Genomic DNA, 18,248 nt, shown 5'->3' on the forward strand with positions numbered 1-18,248 from the left:
GGGTTTTTAACCCTTCCCTCTTTCCTGGTGCTGTGAGCGCTGTGGCACCACTCCGACTCCATCCCGAACTCGGCAGTGAAACACAGCAGCGGCGACGATACTTTGGGGGTCACCCTTGGGCAAAATAGCTCGGTGCCAGGTTCATTTTTCAAACAAGCCCCTTTAGTGATAAAGGGGCTTGTTTGTTGCTTTTTTAATTCATTTTTGTAGAATTTTCTGCTATGATAATAGATTGTGTTAATTAAATGGAGTAGAGATAGAGTATGCCTAAGTTAAAAACTCGCAAGGCAGCGGCAAAGAGATTTAGAGTTACAGGAAGTGGTAAGGTTCTACGTCGTAAAGCGAATAAGAATCACTTGCTTGAGCATAAGAGTACAACTCGCAAGCGCAGGCTTTCTCAGATCACAACAGTATGTGAGAGAGATGAAGAAAATGTCCGCTTAATGTTGCCTTACCTTTAAGGGAGTTTCGTCCCACCAAATCTAGTTCAGATGTTCAACTCAATCAAGTTAGGATAAACGATTATGCCAAGAGTCAAACGAGGTAATGTTGCTCGGAAACGCCGTAAGAAGATTTTAAAGCTCGCTAAAGGGTTTCGTGGATCTCATTCTAAACTCTTTCGGACAGCCAATCAACAAGTAATGAAGGCGTTGCGGAATGCGTACCGAGATCGCCGTAAACGTAAGCGTGATTTTCGTCGTCTGTGGATTGTCCGTGTCAATGCAGCCGCTCGTCAAAACGGAGTGAGCTATAGTAAGCTAATGGGTAATCTCAAAAAAGCAAATATCCAGCTTAACCGGAAAATGTTAGCAGAGATGGCTATTCTCGATCCTCAAGGATTTAGTAAAGTAGTGGAATTAGCCGCTCAAAAGAGTGCCTAGATAATTTTGGAAACAGAGTGAGGAGACTGATAGATAAGAGGAAAAACAGTTGATGATAAGAGGAAACTAGGTATTGGATATTGCCTCTTACGCAGTACAATAACAGGAGAGGATACCAACATAGATTCTGATGGAAACTTCACTGCCGATCGCTTATCTTTCTATATTTCTAATCTTGCTTGCTGTCTCAGCTTGGTTTATCTTTCGTCAAGTTCTGAAAACTCGGCGTTCTGAAGCTGTATTTTCCCAATTGCAAAAAAAACTGAAATCGAACAAAGGGACAGCCCAGGAATACTATGAGCTGGGTTGTCTTTATTCTGATAAAAAGCTCTATAGCCAAGCGATTCAACTCTTTCAAAAATCACTCAAGTGTGATGATATTCCCGAGCAAGAAAGTGCTTTGGTGTATAACGCATTAGGATACGCCTATGTCGCTAAAGAGCAATATGATTTGGCGATTCGACAGTATAAAGAAGCTCTAAAGATGGCTCCAGCCTATGTTATCGCATTCAATAACATAGGCTTTGCCTACGAAAAAAAGAATTTGATAAGGCAAGCGTTACAAAGCTACGATCAGGCTCTGAAGATTGATCCAAACAATAAAACAGCTAAAACAAGAGCTAATTCTTTAAAGAAACGCCTAACTCCATCAGAATAAAAAGTTGCTAGATAGTCTGTGTGAAAATGGGTTAGTGGTAATTAACTTCTAAAGGATCACCTTTCTAGGTTACTTAGATTTCAATCTTCTAGAATCGTTTTTTCTGTTGTCTAGTCCATAAATTGGGAGAGTGAACTGTGGAAAATTCCCTCGATAGCCTGTGGACTCAAGTTCTGGATCGACTTGAAAAAAAACTAAGTCAGCCAACGTTTGATACTTGGATTAAAACAGCGATGGCAATTGACTTGAAAGAAAATTGTCTGATTTTGGAAACTCCGAATTTATTTGCTCGCAACTGGCTTCAAGCCAATTATATAAACATTATTAACACGACTATAGAAGAAATTGTAGGTCATTCAGTGACGATCCAAATAAAGGTTGCTAATCAAGAAAAGTCCTCAGAAAGCTTGAATCTATTGTGGTCTTCAAATCCTGCTATTCCGAAAACTTATACTTATCCAAAACCCACCGAACTTAATCCTAAATACGTGTTTGAGCATTTTGTGGTGGGTTCCAATAATCGTATGGCTCATGCCGCATCTCTAGCAGTTGCTGAATCTCCGGGACGAGATAATCCACTGAGTTTTAATCCTTTGTTTCTGTATGGAGGTGTGGGTCTAGGGAAAACTCATCTCATGCAAGCTATTGGACATTATCGGTTGAAAATCAGGTCAGATGCTAAAGTTTTTTATGTCTCGACTGAAAAATTTACGAATGATTTAATCACAGCTATCCGTCAAGATAGTCGTCAAGGATTTCGCGATCACTATCGAACCGCCGATGTTTTATTAGTGGATGATATTCAATTTATTGAAGGTCAAGAATCGACTCAAGAAGAATTCTTTCATACCTTTAATACCTTACATGAAGCGGGAAAACAAGTTGTTTTAGCCTCAGATCGTCCTCCCAGTCAAATGCCTCAACTTCAAGAGCGTTTATGTTCCCGGTTTTCAATGGGATTAATTGCTGATATTCAACCCCCTGATTTAGAAACGCGAATGGCAATTTTGCAAACAAAGGCAGAGTATGAAAATTTAGATTTACCCCAAGCTGTAATTGAATATATTGCTACCAATTATACATCGAATATTCGGGAATTAGAAGGGGCATTAATCCGGACAGTGGCTTATATGTCGATTTCGGGATTATCGATGACGGTAGAAAATATCGCGCCGGTCTTGAATCCACCGGCTGCTAATGGGGAGGTTTCTGCGGATGTGATTATTGCTGTAGTTGCGGAAGAGTTTCAGGTGAGTCCAGAGGATTTGAAAAGCCATTCAAGACGCAGGGAAATTAGTCAAGCTCGTCAAATTGGCATGTATTTGATGCGTCAACATACAGACTTGAGTTTGCCTAAAATTGGAGAAGAATTTGGAGGAAAAGACCATACAACGGTTATGTATAGCTGTGATAAAGTGGGGCAGAGACGGGAGAAAGATCCAGACTTGGCGAAGCTACTGCGACAACTCGGAGATCGCATAACCCTGGTTAGTCGTTCCCAGGGCAGGATCTGAGAATCATTAGAAAAATGAGAATTTTGGCCTAGAGATTGCTATGATTTGTGGAGTTTGACCCTGTGATTTTGAAGTCCTCTATAGTCTCTCCTATTCTCTCTTGGTGATCATGAAAACTGATAGCCGCTCCCAACAGCAACAGTCTCTGTTACGTCAATTGCTCAAAGCCATCCATAACAATCCAGGCGATCGCCAAGCCATCTACCCGTTGTTAGAAAGTAACGCCAGCTTACTCAACTCCGACTTTGCCCAAGAATTAACTCGTTGGGTAACGGAAAAAGGGACAACATCAACATCCACCACAGCAGTGAGTTTAGCCAAAACACTCTGTCGCTTTGCAGAACTGATTGCCTCATGTCCCCAAGGAAATCATCGCTTGTATTGTGAAATTGCGATCGCCAGTTATCAAGTTGCTCTCGATCTCTTTTTCCAAGCTCCCCACCTTCCCCAATACAGTGAAACTAAAACCCTACTAGCCGAACTAGAAAACCATTATCACACCCTACCGAGTGACTCAGAAACCCCCAGCTCACAAACCTTTCCTAACTCACGAGATGGGCTATACCTCTCAAGTCGAGTGGAAGAAAAATCCTATGAATTACTGCAATGGGGAGGATATGGTTTACTGGTGTTGACCCTATTCAAAACAGTAGAATACCTGATCAACATCGACCCTAGTTCTACCCTCGATCGCCTCGATCTAGCCCATCAGTTAATCGATATCGTCTGGATGCCTCTCATTGGACTAATCCTCGTCTTTTACCGTCAACAAGGATATGTGTCCCGCATTCACCTCTATTGGTTACGGTTCCTCTCCTGGGGATCGCTGGGATTAGCCAGTCTCTATGGTGTTTTAACCCTCTTTGGCTTTAGTGTAGCTCTTAATATCACTCAAGGTAGTGTCCAAAAACCGCCCACGGCTCCAACGACTAACCCAACGGTTACCCTAGGAAGTCAACAACCGATCAACTTAAATATCGTCTCATCGATTACCCAACCCTTTATCAGCTCCCCTGAAATCCCTCAGCAACCTAGCAGACAACCTCTAGGACTACTGGGGGGGATCTGGGGAGTGTTAGGGTTTACCCTCATCTGGCGGAGGACTCGATGGACTCGGTCTTTTCGCCGATGATCGTTTACAATCCTAGGGGTTTTTCTTAAACTCCAGAAGAGTGTCTCGAGTTAGAAAAACAGAACAAATGAAGTAATATCAAATCGCAAAAATCACGCTACACATCCATCCCCGTGTCCCCGTGTCAATCATCTGTAGCACACATCTAAGGATTTGATATTACTGTCGAGTGAAGGCGGGTTATAAGTGGGTAAAGAACCCGCTCCTACAGAATTTGGGAAGGATGCCTAAGCTCCTAGAATGCTTGCCATCTGGTCAATGGGGGCTTTTTCTAACCGGGGGCCTTGGATCTGAACGATCGCCGATCCCAGATAATTCCCCCAACGAGCCGCTTGTGGGGCACTATACCCATGAGTCAGTCCATACAAGGCACCACCAGCAAAGGCATCCCCTGCACCTACGGTATCTAGAGGTTTGACAGAAAACCCTTCTACCGTAATGATTTGTTTATTTTCGACCACTAAACAGCCCTTATCACTATCCGTAATAAAGGCAAGATTGACCATTTCTCCGACTTTTTGAGCGCAAGCATCCAAATCTTTCAAGTCTAAAAACTGACGCACTTCATCCGCATTACAAAACAGCACATCGCAATAGTCAGTGACCACCTTGCGGAAATCATCGCGGAAACTGTGCAACAAAAACGGGTCAGAAAGGGTAAAGGACACTTTCACGCCATGGCGTTTAGACTGCTCCATGGTTTCAATGCTTGCTTTTCGGGTATCATCCCCTGTCCAGAGATAACCTTCCACATAGCTATATTGACAGCGTTTGAGCTTCTCCACATCAATATCACTGGGGGAGAGGGTAGTGGAAGCACCCAAATTGGTACACATGGTGCGCTCTGCGTCGGGAGTTGTCAAGACAACACACGTGCCTGTAGGGCCATTTTCAATAGGAGCTGGAGTAACTTCAAATTCAATTCCTGCTGCTTTCATATCTTGGGCATAAAACTCGCCGTTTTCATCTTGGGCGACTTTACCCGTATAACATCCTGTACCCCCACTTTGGGCGATCGCAATCATTGTATTGGCCGCAGATCCTCCAGACCTTAATTTCAGGCTATCTCGTTGGAGTCCTCCCAGAATTTTCCCCTGAGCTTCGGCATCTACCAGAGTCATGACTCCACGCTCTAAAGCCTGTTCAGTAATAAACGAGTTATCCACCAACGCCAGCACATCCACCAACGCATTACCGACACCAAAAACATCCAATTGATTACTCATGCTGATTCTTGATACTCCTTATATTCAAAAAGGGAATAGGAGAGGCAAGAGGGAAAACTTTTGTTTGACTCCCTACTGCCTATTTTACTCCCGACTCCCTAAAAGCGCGTAGCATAACAAAAAAGGGCGAATCGTAATCCGCCCCAACCGGGTCATGTAAGAACAACCCTCTAACCTTGATTTTCGTCTTCCGCCATTTTCCGAGTCACCCTAGAAGCCAAAACAGTAACCACCAACTGTTTCGGTTCCGCCATAATTTTGACTCCTTCGGGGATATTCAGATCTTTGACTGCTAGAGAACCGCCAACAGCCAAATCTGTCACATCCACATCAATCACTTCTGGAATTCGATCGGGAGGACATTGAACCCGAACTTCACTCAGGGGAGAATCGAGTAAGCCACCAGATTGTTTCACCCCGATCGCCTCTCCGACAAAGTTTAAGCGTACATCCACTTCTACACTCTTCTGAGAGGCGATCGAAAAGAAACTCAGATGATAGGGAAACCCTTTCCAAGGATGCCGTTGTACTTCCCGCAGGAGAGCTTTACCGTTCCAAGAGAGTTCCGGAATATTGACATTAATCAGGGTATTGTTGACCACTGCACTTTTAAGCAAATTTTGAACCGTTTTATCATCCACAGTTAAAGAAATCGATTCATTGCCCTTATGGCCATATAAATTAGCTGGGATTAATCCAGAACGGCGTAAGGCTCTGGCTTTGCTTCCCGCTTCTCTTTGGTGACACTCAATAGTAAGTTCCATAATGTCTGTTTCAGTGTTGATTTTTACTCAGGTTGAATTCAAGCCATGGCCAGATTTAGACCAACTGACAGTTAGTTAGTATTGGTCTTCACTGGAATACCATTAGCATCAAGTAAGGCCCGTTTGGGCCCGTGGATGGGGTCTTCAACGATGATTGTGCAATCGCGACTCGCTCCCAGGGATACAATCGCGATCGGCACATCCATCAGTTCTGCTAGAAATTTGAGATAATCTAAGGCAGCTTTAGGCAAATCTTCCAAGGTTCGGCACTCAGCCGTCGATTGTTTCCACCCTGGAACCGTTTCGTAAATCGGTTTACATTTGGCAAAAATCCGAGCGTTAGTGGGAAAATTCTCGCACCGTTGGCCCTCGACTTCATAGGCTACACAGACCTTAATTTCATCGATATTATCAAGAACATCAAGCTTGGTAATGGCCAAACAATCTAGTCCATTAATTCGCACTGCATAGCGACCAATCACCGAATCAAACCAACCACAGCGTCGGGGACGACCGGTAGTCGTGCCAAATTCAGCCCCTACAGACCCTAATTCTTTGCCAATTTCATCGTTCAGTTCTGTGGGAAAGGGCCCCTCACCTACGCGGGTAGTATAGGCTTTGGCAACCCCAATCACCCGGTCAATCACCGTTGGTCCAACCCCTGCACCGACGCAGGCTCCGCCTGCAATGGGGTTGGAGGAGGTGACATAGGGATAGGTTCCATGGTCTAAGTCAAGCAGTGTTCCTTGCGCACCTTCAAAGAGGATATTGTGACGCTTTTTAATGGCTTCATAGATTTTCAGGGAACTATCCACCACATAGGGGCGCAACCGTTCGGCATATTCTAAGTATTGTTCAATGACTTCTTTGGGATTGAGGGGCGGTAAGTCATAGAGCTTTTCAATAATGGCATTCTTGTACTCAACCGTCCATTGCAGTTGCTTGCGGAGAATGTCTGGTTGCATTAAGTCAACGATACGAATACCCGTGCGTTCAGACTTATCGCTATAGGTCGGGCCAATCCCCCTTTTGGTGGTTCCAATTTTGTGTTCTCCCCGTTTTTCTTCTGAAGCTTGATCGATTAGCCGGTGGTAGGGCATCGTAACGTGGGCGGTTTCAGAAATCATCAACTGCTCTGTAGAGACATTGAGCTGATGGAGTTGATCGATTTCTCCGATGAGTACCTTGGGATCGATTACTGTGCCGCCACCGATGATACAGGCCGTATCGGGGTAGAGGATACCAGAGGGAATCAGGTGCAGTTTGAAGGTTTGGCCCTGGACAACGACTGTATGTCCAGCGTTGACTCCGCCTTGATAGCGAACAACGACATCTGCTGATTTACTCAGGAGATCCGTGATTTTTCCTTTTCCTTCATCGCCCCACTGGGCACCAATTACGATAACGTTAGCCAAGGGTCTTTCTCTCAAGCGATCGCACAATCTACTATTATTGTGGATTTCATTTTCTTATGTCAAGTCCTCCGATCGCTTTTCTGGGGTTTCGATCACCTCAATAAACTCGCGAATGGCTTGAGCCACCCCATCCCGATGGCTGCGCGGCCAATCTGGAGCGCCAGTTGGTAAGGTTTGCTCCTTCAAATTCCGCATTCGTTCGCTATACACTTGGGATAGTGGGTCAATTTCTGGATGCCCGTTATGGCTCGACAGACCAGAGAGCAGTAAACTGGGAACCGTGAGATGGGGCAAGTCATCCTCAACATATTCTGCTTGAATTTCCTTAGCTCTGCGTAAAAACAGCATCTGACAAGCGGGGAAGAATCGGAGAAAGTGCGATCGCTTCTCGAACAGCGCTTCTAGGGGTTTAGCTTTTCCCATCCATCGAGCTACCGGTAACAAAATTTTCAGGAACTGTACCCAAAACGATTTCGGCCCCACGAACCAAGACGCTTGCTTCCATCGATCTTTTAATTCCGGTACATGTACCCCTTCCGGAGCCAATAGAACTAATCCCTTCACCCGTTCCGGATGCGCTAAAGCATAGCGCGTCGCAATCCATCCCCCCAGGGAATGTCCGACCAGATAAACCCCATCTAACTTCAGAGCCTGGCAATATTCCAGTAAACACTCTATCTGTAAATTCACTGAATAATGCACACTTGGCCGATCCGACTCTGAAAATCCCAGTAAATCCGGAGCAAAACACTGGTAATCTGTCCCTAACCGCTCCATCACCCCCACCCATTGACTCCCCTCATCCCAAGACCCATGTAAAAAAATAATTGGTTTTCCCTGACCCACTTCTCGCCAAAACATGATTCCATGGGAGAGTTTAATACGAGAATTCCGAAATAGAAGTGTCATATCACTATCAATTATTAAAGATGCACAATTCAAAACCACACCCACAACCCCGTAGGGGAGGTTTCACCCATTATCTAGGATACCTACAAATCAATTACGTATTCATGTCCGCGAAGCCCAAACCCGCCCCTTGTATCTTAAGAGAGTAGGAGATCGGGCCAAGTCAGCGATCGTTAAACAGCAAGCTCCATCGATGTAGGGAGCCGAAGGTTGGGAACTCTCAAACAAGGACGGGGTAGCCGCTTGTCCTTCCCGCCATGCCAAGAAATTGTACAAAGTGGCGATCGGATCTTGACCCGCTTTCAGGGTGTAAATCAGGTTTTCACACCGTCCATTGACTTGACTGGCAGTGCAAATTACCTTTAACTTTAGATCTCTCTGAAAAATCAGGGTGATTTTATGCAAATCGGCATAAAATTGTGATAAATCTTAATCTTAATTGGCTCTTAAGTAACGTTTTGTTGCGTTTTTTCGATCCCTAATCCCTATAGGGACGGGCTATAGCCGAATCTAGAAGACCCCAAAACCCATTCTGTAAACCGGCTTTTAATATTTAATGGATTCACCGATCGCCGACAGCCTCCACTTCCTGCGCTCCAAAAATCGCCTCTGGATGGCAGTAATGCTTAAACTCTAGGAAATTCTCAAACGGATCGGCCAAGAAAAACGTAAAATGCTCCGTTAATTGTCCCGGAAACCGTTGTTTTGGTTGTTGAAAGAAGCGTAAATTTCGATCCTGCGATCGCTCTAAAAGCCGATCCCAATCCGACTTTTGAGCAAATACTAAGCCAAAATGACGAGGATAAATACCCGCTTGTGGAGTTAATGGCTCATCAGTGACATGGGCAACTAACTGATGGCCATACAAGTTTAGAATAAGAGCATGGCGCGATTCTCGACCCATTTGGCAGCCCAAACCCTCCACATAAAAGGCTTTGGTTTCTTCCAGATTTTGTACGGGAAACGCCAGATGAAATAACACGCTATCCATAACCTAAACTTCTATCCTCAATGACTGATTTAACGATCTTCACTAATCCCTGGATGGTTGCCGTCATTCTAAATACGGTCTTATTAACCATTGTCGCATTCGCGCCGAAAAAGTTGTTAACCCTTGCGGGAGTCATTCATGCTTGGGTTTTGGGAGTCCTCGTCTGGGGAACCTTGGAATGGCCGGGTTATGCAGTCGTTGGCTTTTATTTCTTAGTCGGATCGGGAGTAACTCGGATCGGTTTAGCCGAAAAAGAGGCTCAAGGAATCGCCGAAAAACGTTCTGGTGCAAGGGGACCAGAAAATGTCTGGGGGTCTGCTTTTGTGGGAGCAGTTTGTGCTTTAGGTGTCCTGCTTATTCAGTACCAAGGGGGGCCCGATGAGCTAATTCCATGGTTGGGTTTAGCCTATGTAGCCAGTTTTAGTACCAAATTATCGGATACTTGCGCTTCCGAGGTTGGCAAAGCTTATGGAAAACGGACATTTCTGATTACTACATTGCAACCGGTAGCGCGGGGAACAGAAGGAGCGGTCAGTTTGGAGGGAACCTTAGCCGGGATGGTCGGGGCGATCTCCCTTGCCCTGGTCGGTTGGCTCGTAGGTCTAATTAGCCTCTTGGGTGTCCTCTATTGCCTGGTGGCGGCATTTTTGGCCACAAATGTCGAAAGTGTCATCGGAGCAACCGTACAGGAGAAAATAAGCTGGCTTACCAATGAATGGGTCAATATTATTAACATTACCTTGGGGGCAATCTTCGCCATTCTGTTAAGATTAAGCTTCCCAGGATTCTGAATTCAAATCTTTCCTTGACGGAGATCAAAATATGACCCCATTCATTTTAAATAATCCAGACACTGCCTCGATTACCGATGAGCAATTTTATCAACTTTGCGCTGCTAACGGTGACTTGCGACTAGAACGAACGGCTAAAGGAGACTTAATCATTATGCCACCCACTGGAGGAACAACGGGAAACTGGAATTTTAAAATTGCTCAACAATTAGCCAATTGGACCGATACTGACGGAACCGGAATAGGGTTTGATTCTTCTACTTGTTTTAAACTTCCTAAAGGGGCGGATTATTCCCCCGATGCAGCTTGGATACCGTTAGCAAAATGGGAAGCGTTAACCCCCGAACAGCAAGAGAAATTCCCGCCCATTTGTCCTGATTTTGTCATCGAACTGCGTTCACCTAGCGATTCCCTCAAACTCCTGCAAGACAAAATGCAGGAATATCTGGATAATGGTACTCAGTTAGGCTGGCTCATTAATCCCCAAAACCGTCAAGTAGAAATTTATCGTCAGGGACAAGACAAACAAATTTTAGATCATCCTCCCAGCTTATCCGGAGAAGATATTTTACCCGGATTTGTTTTAAATCTTCACTTGATTTGGTGAGAGCTTCTTTCCCCCATCCCCCCACCTTGCAGCCGGTAGAGCAGAGAACTGAGGGTGCGGTGGCGGCGAATCATGTTAATCTTGTTAAGAAATCTATAGTTAACCGCATTTAGGTATATATGTCTCTTCCCATTCGCAATGTTGCCATCATTGCCCACGTCGATCATGGCAAAACAACTCTTGTGGATGCTCTGCTCAAACAATCGGGTATTTTTCGCGAAGGGGAAGAAATCCCCGATTGTGTCATGGATTCTAATACCCTGGAACGGGAGCGGGGGATTACAATTCTGTCTAAAAATACTGCTGTTCATTATAAAGATACGTTAATTAATATCGTTGATACCCCAGGCCACGCCGATTTCGGGGGCGAAGTCGAGCGGGTGTTGGGAATGGTTGATGGTTGTATCCTGATTGTGGATGCCAATGAAGGGCCGATGCCTCAAACCCGCTTTGTGCTGAAAAAAGCCCTAGAAAAGGGCCTGCGTCCAATTGTGGTGGTGAATAAAATAGACCGCCCGCAAGCCGATCCCCATGGGGCGGTTGATAAAGTCTTAGATTTATTTCTCGAATTGGGTGCAGATGACGATCAATGTGAATTTCCTTACTTGTTTGCTTCGGGTATTCAAGGCTATGCCAAGGAAGACTTAGAGGGCGAGAGCGAGGATATGAAGCCCCTGTTTGAGTCTATTTTGCATCATGTTCCCCCTCCGGTTGGAGATCCGGATAAACCGCTACAATTGCAAGTTACGACCCTAGACTATTCTGAATATTTAGGTCGGATTGTGATTGGTAGAATTCACAACGGAACGATTAAATCCAATCAACAAGCGGCTTTAGTCAAAGATGATGGCCAAATCGTTAAATCAAAAATCTCAAAGCTGATGGGATTTGAGGGTTTAACCCGTGTGGATATGGAAGAAGCTTCAGCCGGATATATTGTGGCTGTGGCTGGATTTAGCGATGCCAACATTGGGGAAACCATTACTTGTCCTAATGAACCCCAAGCTCTACCCTTGATTAAGGTGGATGAGCCAACGTTGCAGATGACGTTCTCGGTGAATGATTCGCCGTTTGCGGGACAAGAAGGAAAATTTGTAACTTCTCGTCAATTGCGCGATCGCCTCTTCCGGGAACTGGAAACCAATGTTGCCCTGCGGATCAATGAAACCAATTCCCCAGAATCCTTCCTTGTCTCTGGACGCGGTGAACTTCATTTGGGTATTCTCATTGAAACCATGCGTCGTGAAGGATACGAATTCCAAGTTTCCCAACCCCAAGTTATTTATCGAGAAGTCAACGGCCAACCCTGCGAACCTTACGAATGTCTGGTTTTGGACGTTCCTGAAGACTCTGTAGGTGGATGTATGGAACGCCTCGGCCAACGTCGTGGTGAAATGCAAGATATGCAAATGGGAGGCAACGGACGCGCTCAACTGGAATTTGTGATTCCTGCACGGGGTTTAATCGGGTTCCGAGGTGAATTTATGCGCCTCACCCGTGGTGAAGGGATTATGAATCATAGCTTTTTTGAGTATCGCACCCTAGGGGGAGAGGTAGAAACCCGTCGCAATGGGGTTTTAGTAGCCTTTGAAGAAGGAACAGCCACGTTTTATGCCCTCAAAAATGCGGAAGACCGGGGCTTATTTTTCATTACTCCCGGAACTAAGGTGTATAAAGGCATGATTGTGGGCGAACATAATCGTCCCCAAGATTTGGACTTAAATGTTTGTAAGACCAAACAGCTTACTAACATGCGCTCTTCGACTGGGGATGAACTGGTACAATTGCAAGCTCCAGTACAAATGAGTTTGGAACGTGCTCTGGAATATATTGGTTCAAATGAATTGGTGGAAGTGACTCCAGAATCTGTGCGCTTGCGGAAGGTGAGCAAGAAACTGGCGAAACGTTAAGTCAGTTGTGGGGAGTAGGGAGTAATTCCTATGTTCCTATTCCCTATTCCCCATTCCCCATTCCCTATTCCCCCTTCCCCCTTCAACCCAGGTCGAAGAAGTCACTAATCATCGGCAGAAACTCTTGCACCGCTTTGACTAAACCCGCAGCCGCAGGCAAACCGGTAATCAGTCCCTTGAGCATCGTGGTGGCGCGTTTGGCCGCTTTTTGGAAACCGTTATCCTGGGGATTTTGACCCGCTTCGCCGATAATGTTCAGTTGCTCCAAGGCTTCGGTTTTGTCCTCGTCGTTGAGTTCGCTGTTGTTGATGGCAATTTGTAGCTCCGTGAGAATCGCTTTCAGGTCGGGTTTATCCGGTTCTGGGGGAATATCCGGAAGTTGATTGAGCGTCGTCGTGAGGGTGCTATTTTGGTTATCAATGTTTTGCACTGCACCACTGGCATCCAAGTCACCCCCTGCCAGGTTGCCTTTATTGTCGCCACCTACAGAAATACTGGGATTATCACTCATGGCCTTACTCTCTGCACTGCTGGTTACATTGATTGTAGGCGATAGAAGGGGAAGTTTTGCGATGATATCATCCATCTGTTGTTTCATCTGTTGTCCATGGAGTTGATAGAGTTCGGCTTGGACTTCCAGGCGAGCAACGTAAGCTGCGTCAAAGTGCTGTTCAACTTGAGCTTTATCGGTTTCGGGAGGCACTTCTAGGGTAACCAGGACATCCTGACCTTTTTTCTGGATGGATTGAATGGAGTCAAAGGTAATCTCAGGATTTTCTTCCATGACTTTCTGAAGCGCGGCGGCGAATGCTTCGGGGTTCATGCCACCTTTGAGTAAGATCTCGATGGTATGCATCAGTTCAGTGTAGAGATTCTCAAAGTCACCAGGAGCAAAGACTTTATCGGGATTATGGGGACGACGTTCGCGGCTACCCAGTGGGTTGGGGTGTTCCAGGAGATAGATGTATTGGCAGTCTACATCCTTAAAAATAGTCGTAGGTTCGATGTTCCAGGCTTCCAGGCAAGCACCCGTGAGATAAGCATGGGTGAAATTTGTGCCGATGGCAGTTGATTCAGTCAGGTTAGCGTCTTTCAGGTTCGCACCACTGAGGTCGGCTTCACTCAGGTCAGCTTGTTTGAGGTTAGCGCTCTCTAGGTTCGCTCCAGCTAGAAATGCTCCTCGGAGGTTGGCTTTGCAGAGGTCGAGTTTATAGCCACTTTCTGGGTTAATCAGCAAGTTTCGCACGGTGGTATTGGCGAGGAGCGTTTGTCCCGGACGAGCGAGGTCAAGTTTTTGGGTATTGTTGAAGCGGGTGCGGAGCAGGTGAGCGTGACGGAAATCGCAGTTTTTCAGCCTAGCTCCGGTAAAGTCCACATCCATTAATGTTGTACCGCGAAAGCTGGTTCCTCCCCAAGCAGCAAAGGCAACGGCAGCCGAACGTATCCAGGCATCACGGGGGTCGCCTTTCATCGCTCGCCAGGCAATGTAGACGTTCAAGCCTGCGACTGCGAGTGCGACTGCGAGTGCGACTGCGAGTGCGACTGCGAGTGCGACTGCGAGTGCGACTGCGAGTGCGACTGCGAGTGCGACTGCGACTACGACTGCTCCTGCGACTGCGACTGCTCCTGGTCCTGCTCCTGCGACTGCTCCTGCGACTGCTCCTGCGACTGCGCTAAGGCCGGCCACAACTCCTTTACGAAGTATGACAACGTAGAGAATCACCAGAACAACCAGTGAAACCCAACCAGCGACTATATTCTCTAAGTTACCTGTGTCAAAGATGAGAGTAGAGAAAACCAGACAATACAGACATGACCAAGGCAATCATAAGATTCAGTGCCATGCGCCGTTTCTGGAGTCCCGCTTTTGCTCCGCAGAACTTCACCCCCGTTAAGTTGGCTCCCGTAAAGTCGGTTCCGCGAATATCTGCCCGACTGAAGTCTGCTCCCGCCAAGGTCTTACCCTTGAAGGACTGTCCTCGCAGGTTCTCCCCCTGGAAGTTGCGCTCTCCTGCGGCATAGTTAGCTAAGACCTGGCGTGCTTTCATGGAACAATTAACAATGAACAATGAATAATGAACAATGAAGATGGGTTTTCCCTATTCCCCATTCCCCATTCCCCATTCCCTAGCATATAGTGCTGTGCTATAGCTCTAAGGCCATTTGGTACAGTTTGCGTTTGGGAACATGGGTGAGTTGGGCAAGATGGCGACTAGCTTGCGATCGCGACCATCCTTGTTCTAATAAGTCCGCTAATTCGGCTTTGAGTGCGGCTTCCGATAACGCTACATTCTCGATATCTGCGCCAGCAACAACCAGGGTAAATTCTCCTTTGGGTTGATGTTCTTGATAATATTGGATGGCTTCATTTAAACTTCCGCGCCAAAACTGTTCATAGAGTTTAGTCAATTCGCGAGCAATAGTAATTTTTCGCTCTTCTCCACAAGTTGCCCTTAAATCTTGCAGGGTTGCTTGCAAGCGGTGCGGCGCTTCATAAAGAATCACAGTGCGAGTTTCCGTTTTGAGCATTTCTAAACGCTGGTGACGGGATTTCCCTTTGGGGGGTAAAAAGCCTTCAAAACAAAAGCGATCGCTCCCTAACCCCGAAGCAGATAGAGCAGTTAACGCTGCATTTGCCCCTGGAATGGGAACCACATCGAGTCCAGCGTTTAATGTAGCTTGAACTAACTCATATCCCGGATCGGAAATGCCGGGAATACCCGCATCACTAACTAAGGCGATCGCCTTTCCCTGTTGCATGATCGCCAACAGTTCCGGGATACGCTGCTGTTGATTATGTTCGTGACAGCTAATTTGCCGGGTTTCGATTTGGAAATGTTGGAGTAACTTACCCGTATGGCGAGTATCTTCAGCGGCGATCGCCTCTACAGACTGCAAAACCTTCACCGCGCGAAACGTCATATCCTCTAAATTACCAATGGGCGTTCCTACTATATATAATGTCATTTCGTAATGGGTAATGGGTAATGGGTAATAGGTAATAGGTAATCTCCGCGTCCCCCCATCTCCCCATCTCCCCATCTCCCCATCTCCCCATCTCCCCATCTCCCCATCTCTCTCATGATTGATTTAATCCATGCTCGATCGCAAACCGAACTAGCTCAGTGCGGCTATTCGTGCCCGTTTTCACAAATAAACGGCTCACATACTTCTCCACATTTCGCACACTGGTTTCTAACCGGCGAGCAATTTCCTTATTCATCAAGCCTTCCGTAACTAAATTTAAAACACTTTGCTCTCTAGGGGTAAAATCAATTTGAATCGGGCTAGTTTGAGTCGATACCGTATTCCCTTGTTGCAGGATACCTTGAATTTGATTCAGTTGTTGTTTAATATCATCTAATTCGGTTGAACTACTCGCCGCTGCACGGCGTTCGATCAGATTTTTAACGATCGCCTCTAATTCTTCTGGATCAAACGGTTTAGGAAGATAAGCATCACATCCCGCTTGATAGCCTTGGATGCGATCGGAAGTCATCCCTTTAGCCGTTAAAAAGACCACAGGCATAGACTTAAATCGGTCATCTTCCCGCAATTGTTGTAGGAATTGATAGCCATCCACTTGCGGCATCATAATATCAGAAATCACCAAATCGGGCACAATTTGCTGAACTTTTTCCCAACCTTCAATGGCATTATTCGCCACTTCCACACTAAACCCTGAATCTTCGAGATAAGCTTGTACCGCCTCCCGCAGTCCCGGTTCATCATCTACTAATAAGAGTTTTGCTGACATTGGCTTTTAATGCAAGATAAATCCTATTTCTAGTGTAGCAAATTTCAGGAAATGGTTAAAAACTCTAGTAACGCTTGTGTCGTTTCTTCGGGGGCTTCTTCTGGCAGAAAGTGACCGCAGGGTAAAGAAAATCCTTGAACGTTCACCGCCCGTTCTCGCCAGGTTGCCAGCACATCATAGCACCGTTCCATCACTCCCAATTGTCCCCAAAGGATCAGTAAGGGGCACTGTATCCGTGTATCTAAGTCAGCTCGATCGTGTTCCAAATCAATGGAAGCGGCTGCACGATAATCTTCACAAGTACTATGAATAACATCTTTGTTGCTAAAACAACGGATATATTCGGCGATCGCCTCCTGGGAAAATCCCTCAAAGCGGTGACTCCATTGCCGTAACTTGCACGTTAAATAAAACGCTGGGTCTGATCCAATTAACTTTTCCGGAATTCCTGCGGGTTCAATCAGAAAAAACCAATGGGAATAAGCCGTTGCCAAGGTTTGATTAATCGTCTCAAAAATCGTTTTGGTGGGCACAATATCAAGTAAAGCCGCTTTTTGCACCCTTTGCGGATAATCCAAGAGTAAACGATGTAAAACCCTCGCTCCTCGATCGTGCCCTACCGCTAAAAACTGCCTAAATCCCAGTTGCTCCATCACCTCAACCTGGTCTTGGGCCATCGCTCGTTTAGAATAAGGAGAATGGCGATCGTCTGTTCTTGGATGACCACTATCTCCATACCCTCGTAAATCAGGACAAATAACCGTAAAATGTTGGGCTAACTTTGGGGCAACTTCATGCCACATGACATAGGTTTGGGGATAACCATGCAACAGAAGTAAAGGGGAACCTTGCCCTCCGATCGCCAAATTGATATTAACCTCATGGGTGGTGATTGTATGGTGAGTAAAGTTTTCAAACATCAGATACTGTTAAAATTAGGGGCAAATTCATATTACCCATTACCTATTACCCATTACTCCATTACCAGCGCACAGTCTTAGAACCTATGGTCAATTCATCTCCTTTCTCCAAGCAACGCCGTCCCTTTGTGGGTCAAGGGGTCTCCTTTCCCTTACAGGTGACTCGTCAAGGTAGTTTAGCTTTAAGTGCAGAAGATCTCAATATTCGCCAGTCGATGGTTATTATTCTGATGACTGACTTGGGTGAACGGGTGTATCGACCTAACTTTGGCTGTCGGTTATCGGAATTAGCCTTTGCACCCATGAATCAAGATACGTTGAGCCTGATGCGAATTTGGGTGCAAGAAGCACTGGAACAGTGGGAACCGCGAATTACGGTGCTTAAAGTGCTAACTATTCCCCGTCAAGAAGAAGGTCGAGTTGACCTGATGATTCAATATGAAATTCGGGCTAATTACACTCAGCAGAGTATGGTGTTTCCGTTTTATTTGAAGTCTGAAGACGGTCAATAGTCAAGGGAGAATAGGTCATAGGGAAAACCCGATTTTACCCTTGGGTATCAGGTTAAAGTGAACTACCTCAAGAATAAGCCATGCACCTTAGAATTTTCCAGAGTGACAGAAGCGCTGTATCCCTCTTCTTTCACTCTGGGAAGAGTATAATAAAGAAAAAAGGCTAAAAGCCTTATCAGAACCATGATTGCACCAAGAACTGCTCAACCGACCCTCTCTGTGATTGATAAATATTGCGATTTCTATAGAAATCTATTTTCA

Annotated in this window: 21 protein-coding genes and 1 rRNA gene; 11 read left to right on the forward strand and 11 right to left on the reverse strand. The window is 45.8% G+C overall.

Going from position 1 to position 18,248, the window contains the following annotated elements:
- Positions 1 to 23: 23 nt before the first annotated feature.
- The 6 genes from rrf to J7545_RS19605 all read left to right on the forward strand — a co-directional run bounded on the left by rrf (position 24) and on the right by J7545_RS19605 (position 4,185).
- Positions 24 to 141, forward strand: a 5S ribosomal RNA gene (rrf, locus tag J7545_RS19580).
- A gap of 122 nt (positions 142 to 263) precedes the next feature.
- The gene (gene rpmI / locus J7545_RS19585; protein WP_318701291.1) at positions 264 to 461 is read left to right on the forward strand and encodes a 50S ribosomal protein L35; all 198 of its coding nucleotides are present in this window, start codon (positions 264 to 266) and stop codon (positions 459 to 461) included.
- A 63-nt stretch (positions 462 to 524) separates the two neighbouring features.
- Positions 525 to 881 (forward strand): 50S ribosomal protein L20, encoded by a 357-nt coding sequence (rplT, locus tag J7545_RS19590; protein ID WP_271937781.1) that lies wholly within the window; start codon positions 525 to 527, stop codon positions 879 to 881.
- 130 nt (positions 882 to 1,011) lie between these two features.
- Positions 1,012 to 1,539, forward strand: coding sequence for a tetratricopeptide repeat protein (locus J7545_RS19595; protein WP_318701290.1), 528 nt, complete (start codon positions 1,012 to 1,014; stop codon positions 1,537 to 1,539).
- Between the two features lie 137 nt (positions 1,540 to 1,676).
- Positions 1,677 to 3,053, forward strand: a complete 1,377-nt coding sequence (dnaA, locus tag J7545_RS19600) for a chromosomal replication initiator protein DnaA (protein WP_318701289.1) — start codon at positions 1,677 to 1,679, stop codon at positions 3,051 to 3,053.
- A 109-nt stretch (positions 3,054 to 3,162) separates the two neighbouring features.
- Entirely contained in the window at positions 3,163 to 4,185 is a 1,023-nt protein-coding gene (locus J7545_RS19605; protein ID WP_318701288.1) for a hypothetical protein, read from the forward strand.
- Positions 4,186 to 4,412: 227 nt separating this feature from the next.
- Here J7545_RS19605 and J7545_RS19610 read toward each other — a convergent pair whose 3' ends face one another.
- The 6 genes from J7545_RS19610 to J7545_RS19635 all read right to left on the reverse strand — a co-directional run bounded on the left by J7545_RS19610 (position 4,413) and on the right by J7545_RS19635 (position 9,490).
- Entirely contained in the window at positions 4,413 to 5,411 is a 999-nt protein-coding gene (locus tag J7545_RS19610) for an adenosine kinase (protein ID WP_318701287.1), read from the reverse strand.
- Between the two features lie 170 nt (positions 5,412 to 5,581).
- Complete coding sequence (locus J7545_RS19615; RefSeq protein WP_318701286.1) at positions 5,582 to 6,175, reverse strand: 50S ribosomal protein L25/general stress protein Ctc; 594 nt, start codon at positions 6,173 to 6,175, stop codon at positions 5,582 to 5,584.
- A 71-nt stretch (positions 6,176 to 6,246) separates the two neighbouring features.
- On the reverse strand, positions 6,247 to 7,590 hold the full coding sequence (locus J7545_RS19620) for an adenylosuccinate synthase (protein WP_318701285.1): 1,344 nt from the start codon (positions 7,588 to 7,590) through the stop codon (positions 6,247 to 6,249).
- Between the two features lie 54 nt (positions 7,591 to 7,644).
- Positions 7,645 to 8,499: an alpha/beta hydrolase gene (locus tag J7545_RS19625; RefSeq protein WP_318701284.1), complete on the reverse strand. Its 855-nt coding sequence runs from the start codon at positions 8,497 to 8,499 to the stop codon at positions 7,645 to 7,647.
- Between the two features lie 102 nt (positions 8,500 to 8,601).
- Complete coding sequence (locus tag J7545_RS19630) at positions 8,602 to 8,904, reverse strand: COP23 domain-containing protein (protein ID WP_318701283.1); 303 nt, start codon at positions 8,902 to 8,904, stop codon at positions 8,602 to 8,604.
- 157 nt (positions 8,905 to 9,061) lie between these two features.
- Positions 9,062 to 9,490 carry a VOC family protein gene (locus tag J7545_RS19635; protein WP_318701281.1) on the reverse strand — a complete coding sequence of 143 codons (429 nt, stop codon included), beginning with the start codon at positions 9,488 to 9,490 and terminating at the stop codon, positions 9,062 to 9,064.
- A gap of 20 nt (positions 9,491 to 9,510) precedes the next feature.
- On the opposite strand from J7545_RS19635, the gene J7545_RS19640 reads away from it, so the two are divergent.
- The 3 genes from J7545_RS19640 (at position 9,511) to typA (ending at position 12,798) form a co-directional block, all read left to right on the forward strand.
- Positions 9,511 to 10,281: a TIGR00297 family protein gene (locus tag J7545_RS19640; protein ID WP_318701280.1), complete on the forward strand. Its 771-nt coding sequence runs from the start codon at positions 9,511 to 9,513 to the stop codon at positions 10,279 to 10,281.
- Positions 10,282 to 10,312: 31 nt separating this feature from the next.
- Positions 10,313 to 10,888 carry a Uma2 family endonuclease gene (locus tag J7545_RS19645; RefSeq protein WP_318701279.1) on the forward strand — a complete coding sequence of 192 codons (576 nt, stop codon included), beginning with the start codon at positions 10,313 to 10,315 and terminating at the stop codon, positions 10,886 to 10,888.
- Between the two features lie 119 nt (positions 10,889 to 11,007).
- Positions 11,008 to 12,798 carry a translational GTPase TypA gene (gene typA, locus J7545_RS19650; protein ID WP_318701278.1) on the forward strand — a complete coding sequence of 597 codons (1,791 nt, stop codon included), beginning with the start codon at positions 11,008 to 11,010 and terminating at the stop codon, positions 12,796 to 12,798.
- Between the two features lie 82 nt (positions 12,799 to 12,880).
- Here typA and J7545_RS19655 read toward each other — a convergent pair whose 3' ends face one another.
- Entirely contained in the window at positions 12,881 to 14,296 is a 1,416-nt protein-coding gene (locus J7545_RS19655; protein WP_318720035.1) for a pentapeptide repeat-containing protein, read from the reverse strand.
- Positions 14,297 to 14,310: 14 nt separating this feature from the next.
- Between J7545_RS19655 and J7545_RS19660 the strand changes: the two genes are divergently transcribed.
- Positions 14,311 to 14,475, forward strand: a complete 165-nt coding sequence (locus J7545_RS19660; RefSeq protein WP_318720036.1) for a hypothetical protein — start codon at positions 14,311 to 14,313, stop codon at positions 14,473 to 14,475.
- A 98-nt stretch (positions 14,476 to 14,573) separates the two neighbouring features.
- On the opposite strand, the gene J7545_RS19665 is transcribed toward J7545_RS19660, so the two are convergent.
- From J7545_RS19665 to J7545_RS19680, 4 genes are all read right to left on the reverse strand, one after another.
- Positions 14,574 to 14,846, reverse strand: a complete 273-nt coding sequence (locus tag J7545_RS19665; RefSeq protein WP_318720037.1) for a pentapeptide repeat-containing protein — start codon at positions 14,844 to 14,846, stop codon at positions 14,574 to 14,576.
- A gap of 97 nt (positions 14,847 to 14,943) precedes the next feature.
- Positions 14,944 to 15,765, reverse strand: coding sequence for a 16S rRNA (cytidine(1402)-2'-O)-methyltransferase (rsmI, locus tag J7545_RS19670; RefSeq protein WP_318720038.1), 822 nt, complete (start codon positions 15,763 to 15,765; stop codon positions 14,944 to 14,946).
- 112 nt (positions 15,766 to 15,877) lie between these two features.
- Entirely contained in the window at positions 15,878 to 16,555 is a 678-nt protein-coding gene (locus J7545_RS19675) for a response regulator transcription factor (RefSeq protein WP_318720039.1), read from the reverse strand.
- A 44-nt stretch (positions 16,556 to 16,599) separates the two neighbouring features.
- Positions 16,600 to 17,475, reverse strand: coding sequence for an alpha/beta hydrolase (locus J7545_RS19680; protein WP_318720040.1), 876 nt, complete (start codon positions 17,473 to 17,475; stop codon positions 16,600 to 16,602).
- Positions 17,476 to 17,561: 86 nt separating this feature from the next.
- Here J7545_RS19680 and J7545_RS19685 point away from each other — a divergent pair, with 86 nt between their 5' ends.
- Positions 17,562 to 17,987: a GPW/gp25 family protein gene (locus J7545_RS19685; RefSeq protein WP_318720041.1), complete on the forward strand. Its 426-nt coding sequence runs from the start codon at positions 17,562 to 17,564 to the stop codon at positions 17,985 to 17,987.
- The last annotated feature ends 261 nt before the right edge of the window (positions 17,988 to 18,248 follow it).

The sequence above is a fragment of the Roseofilum sp. SBFL genome (assembly GCF_017746885.1).
In the GTDB taxonomy this organism is placed as follows: domain Bacteria; phylum Cyanobacteriota; class Cyanobacteriia; order Cyanobacteriales; family Desertifilaceae; genus Roseofilum.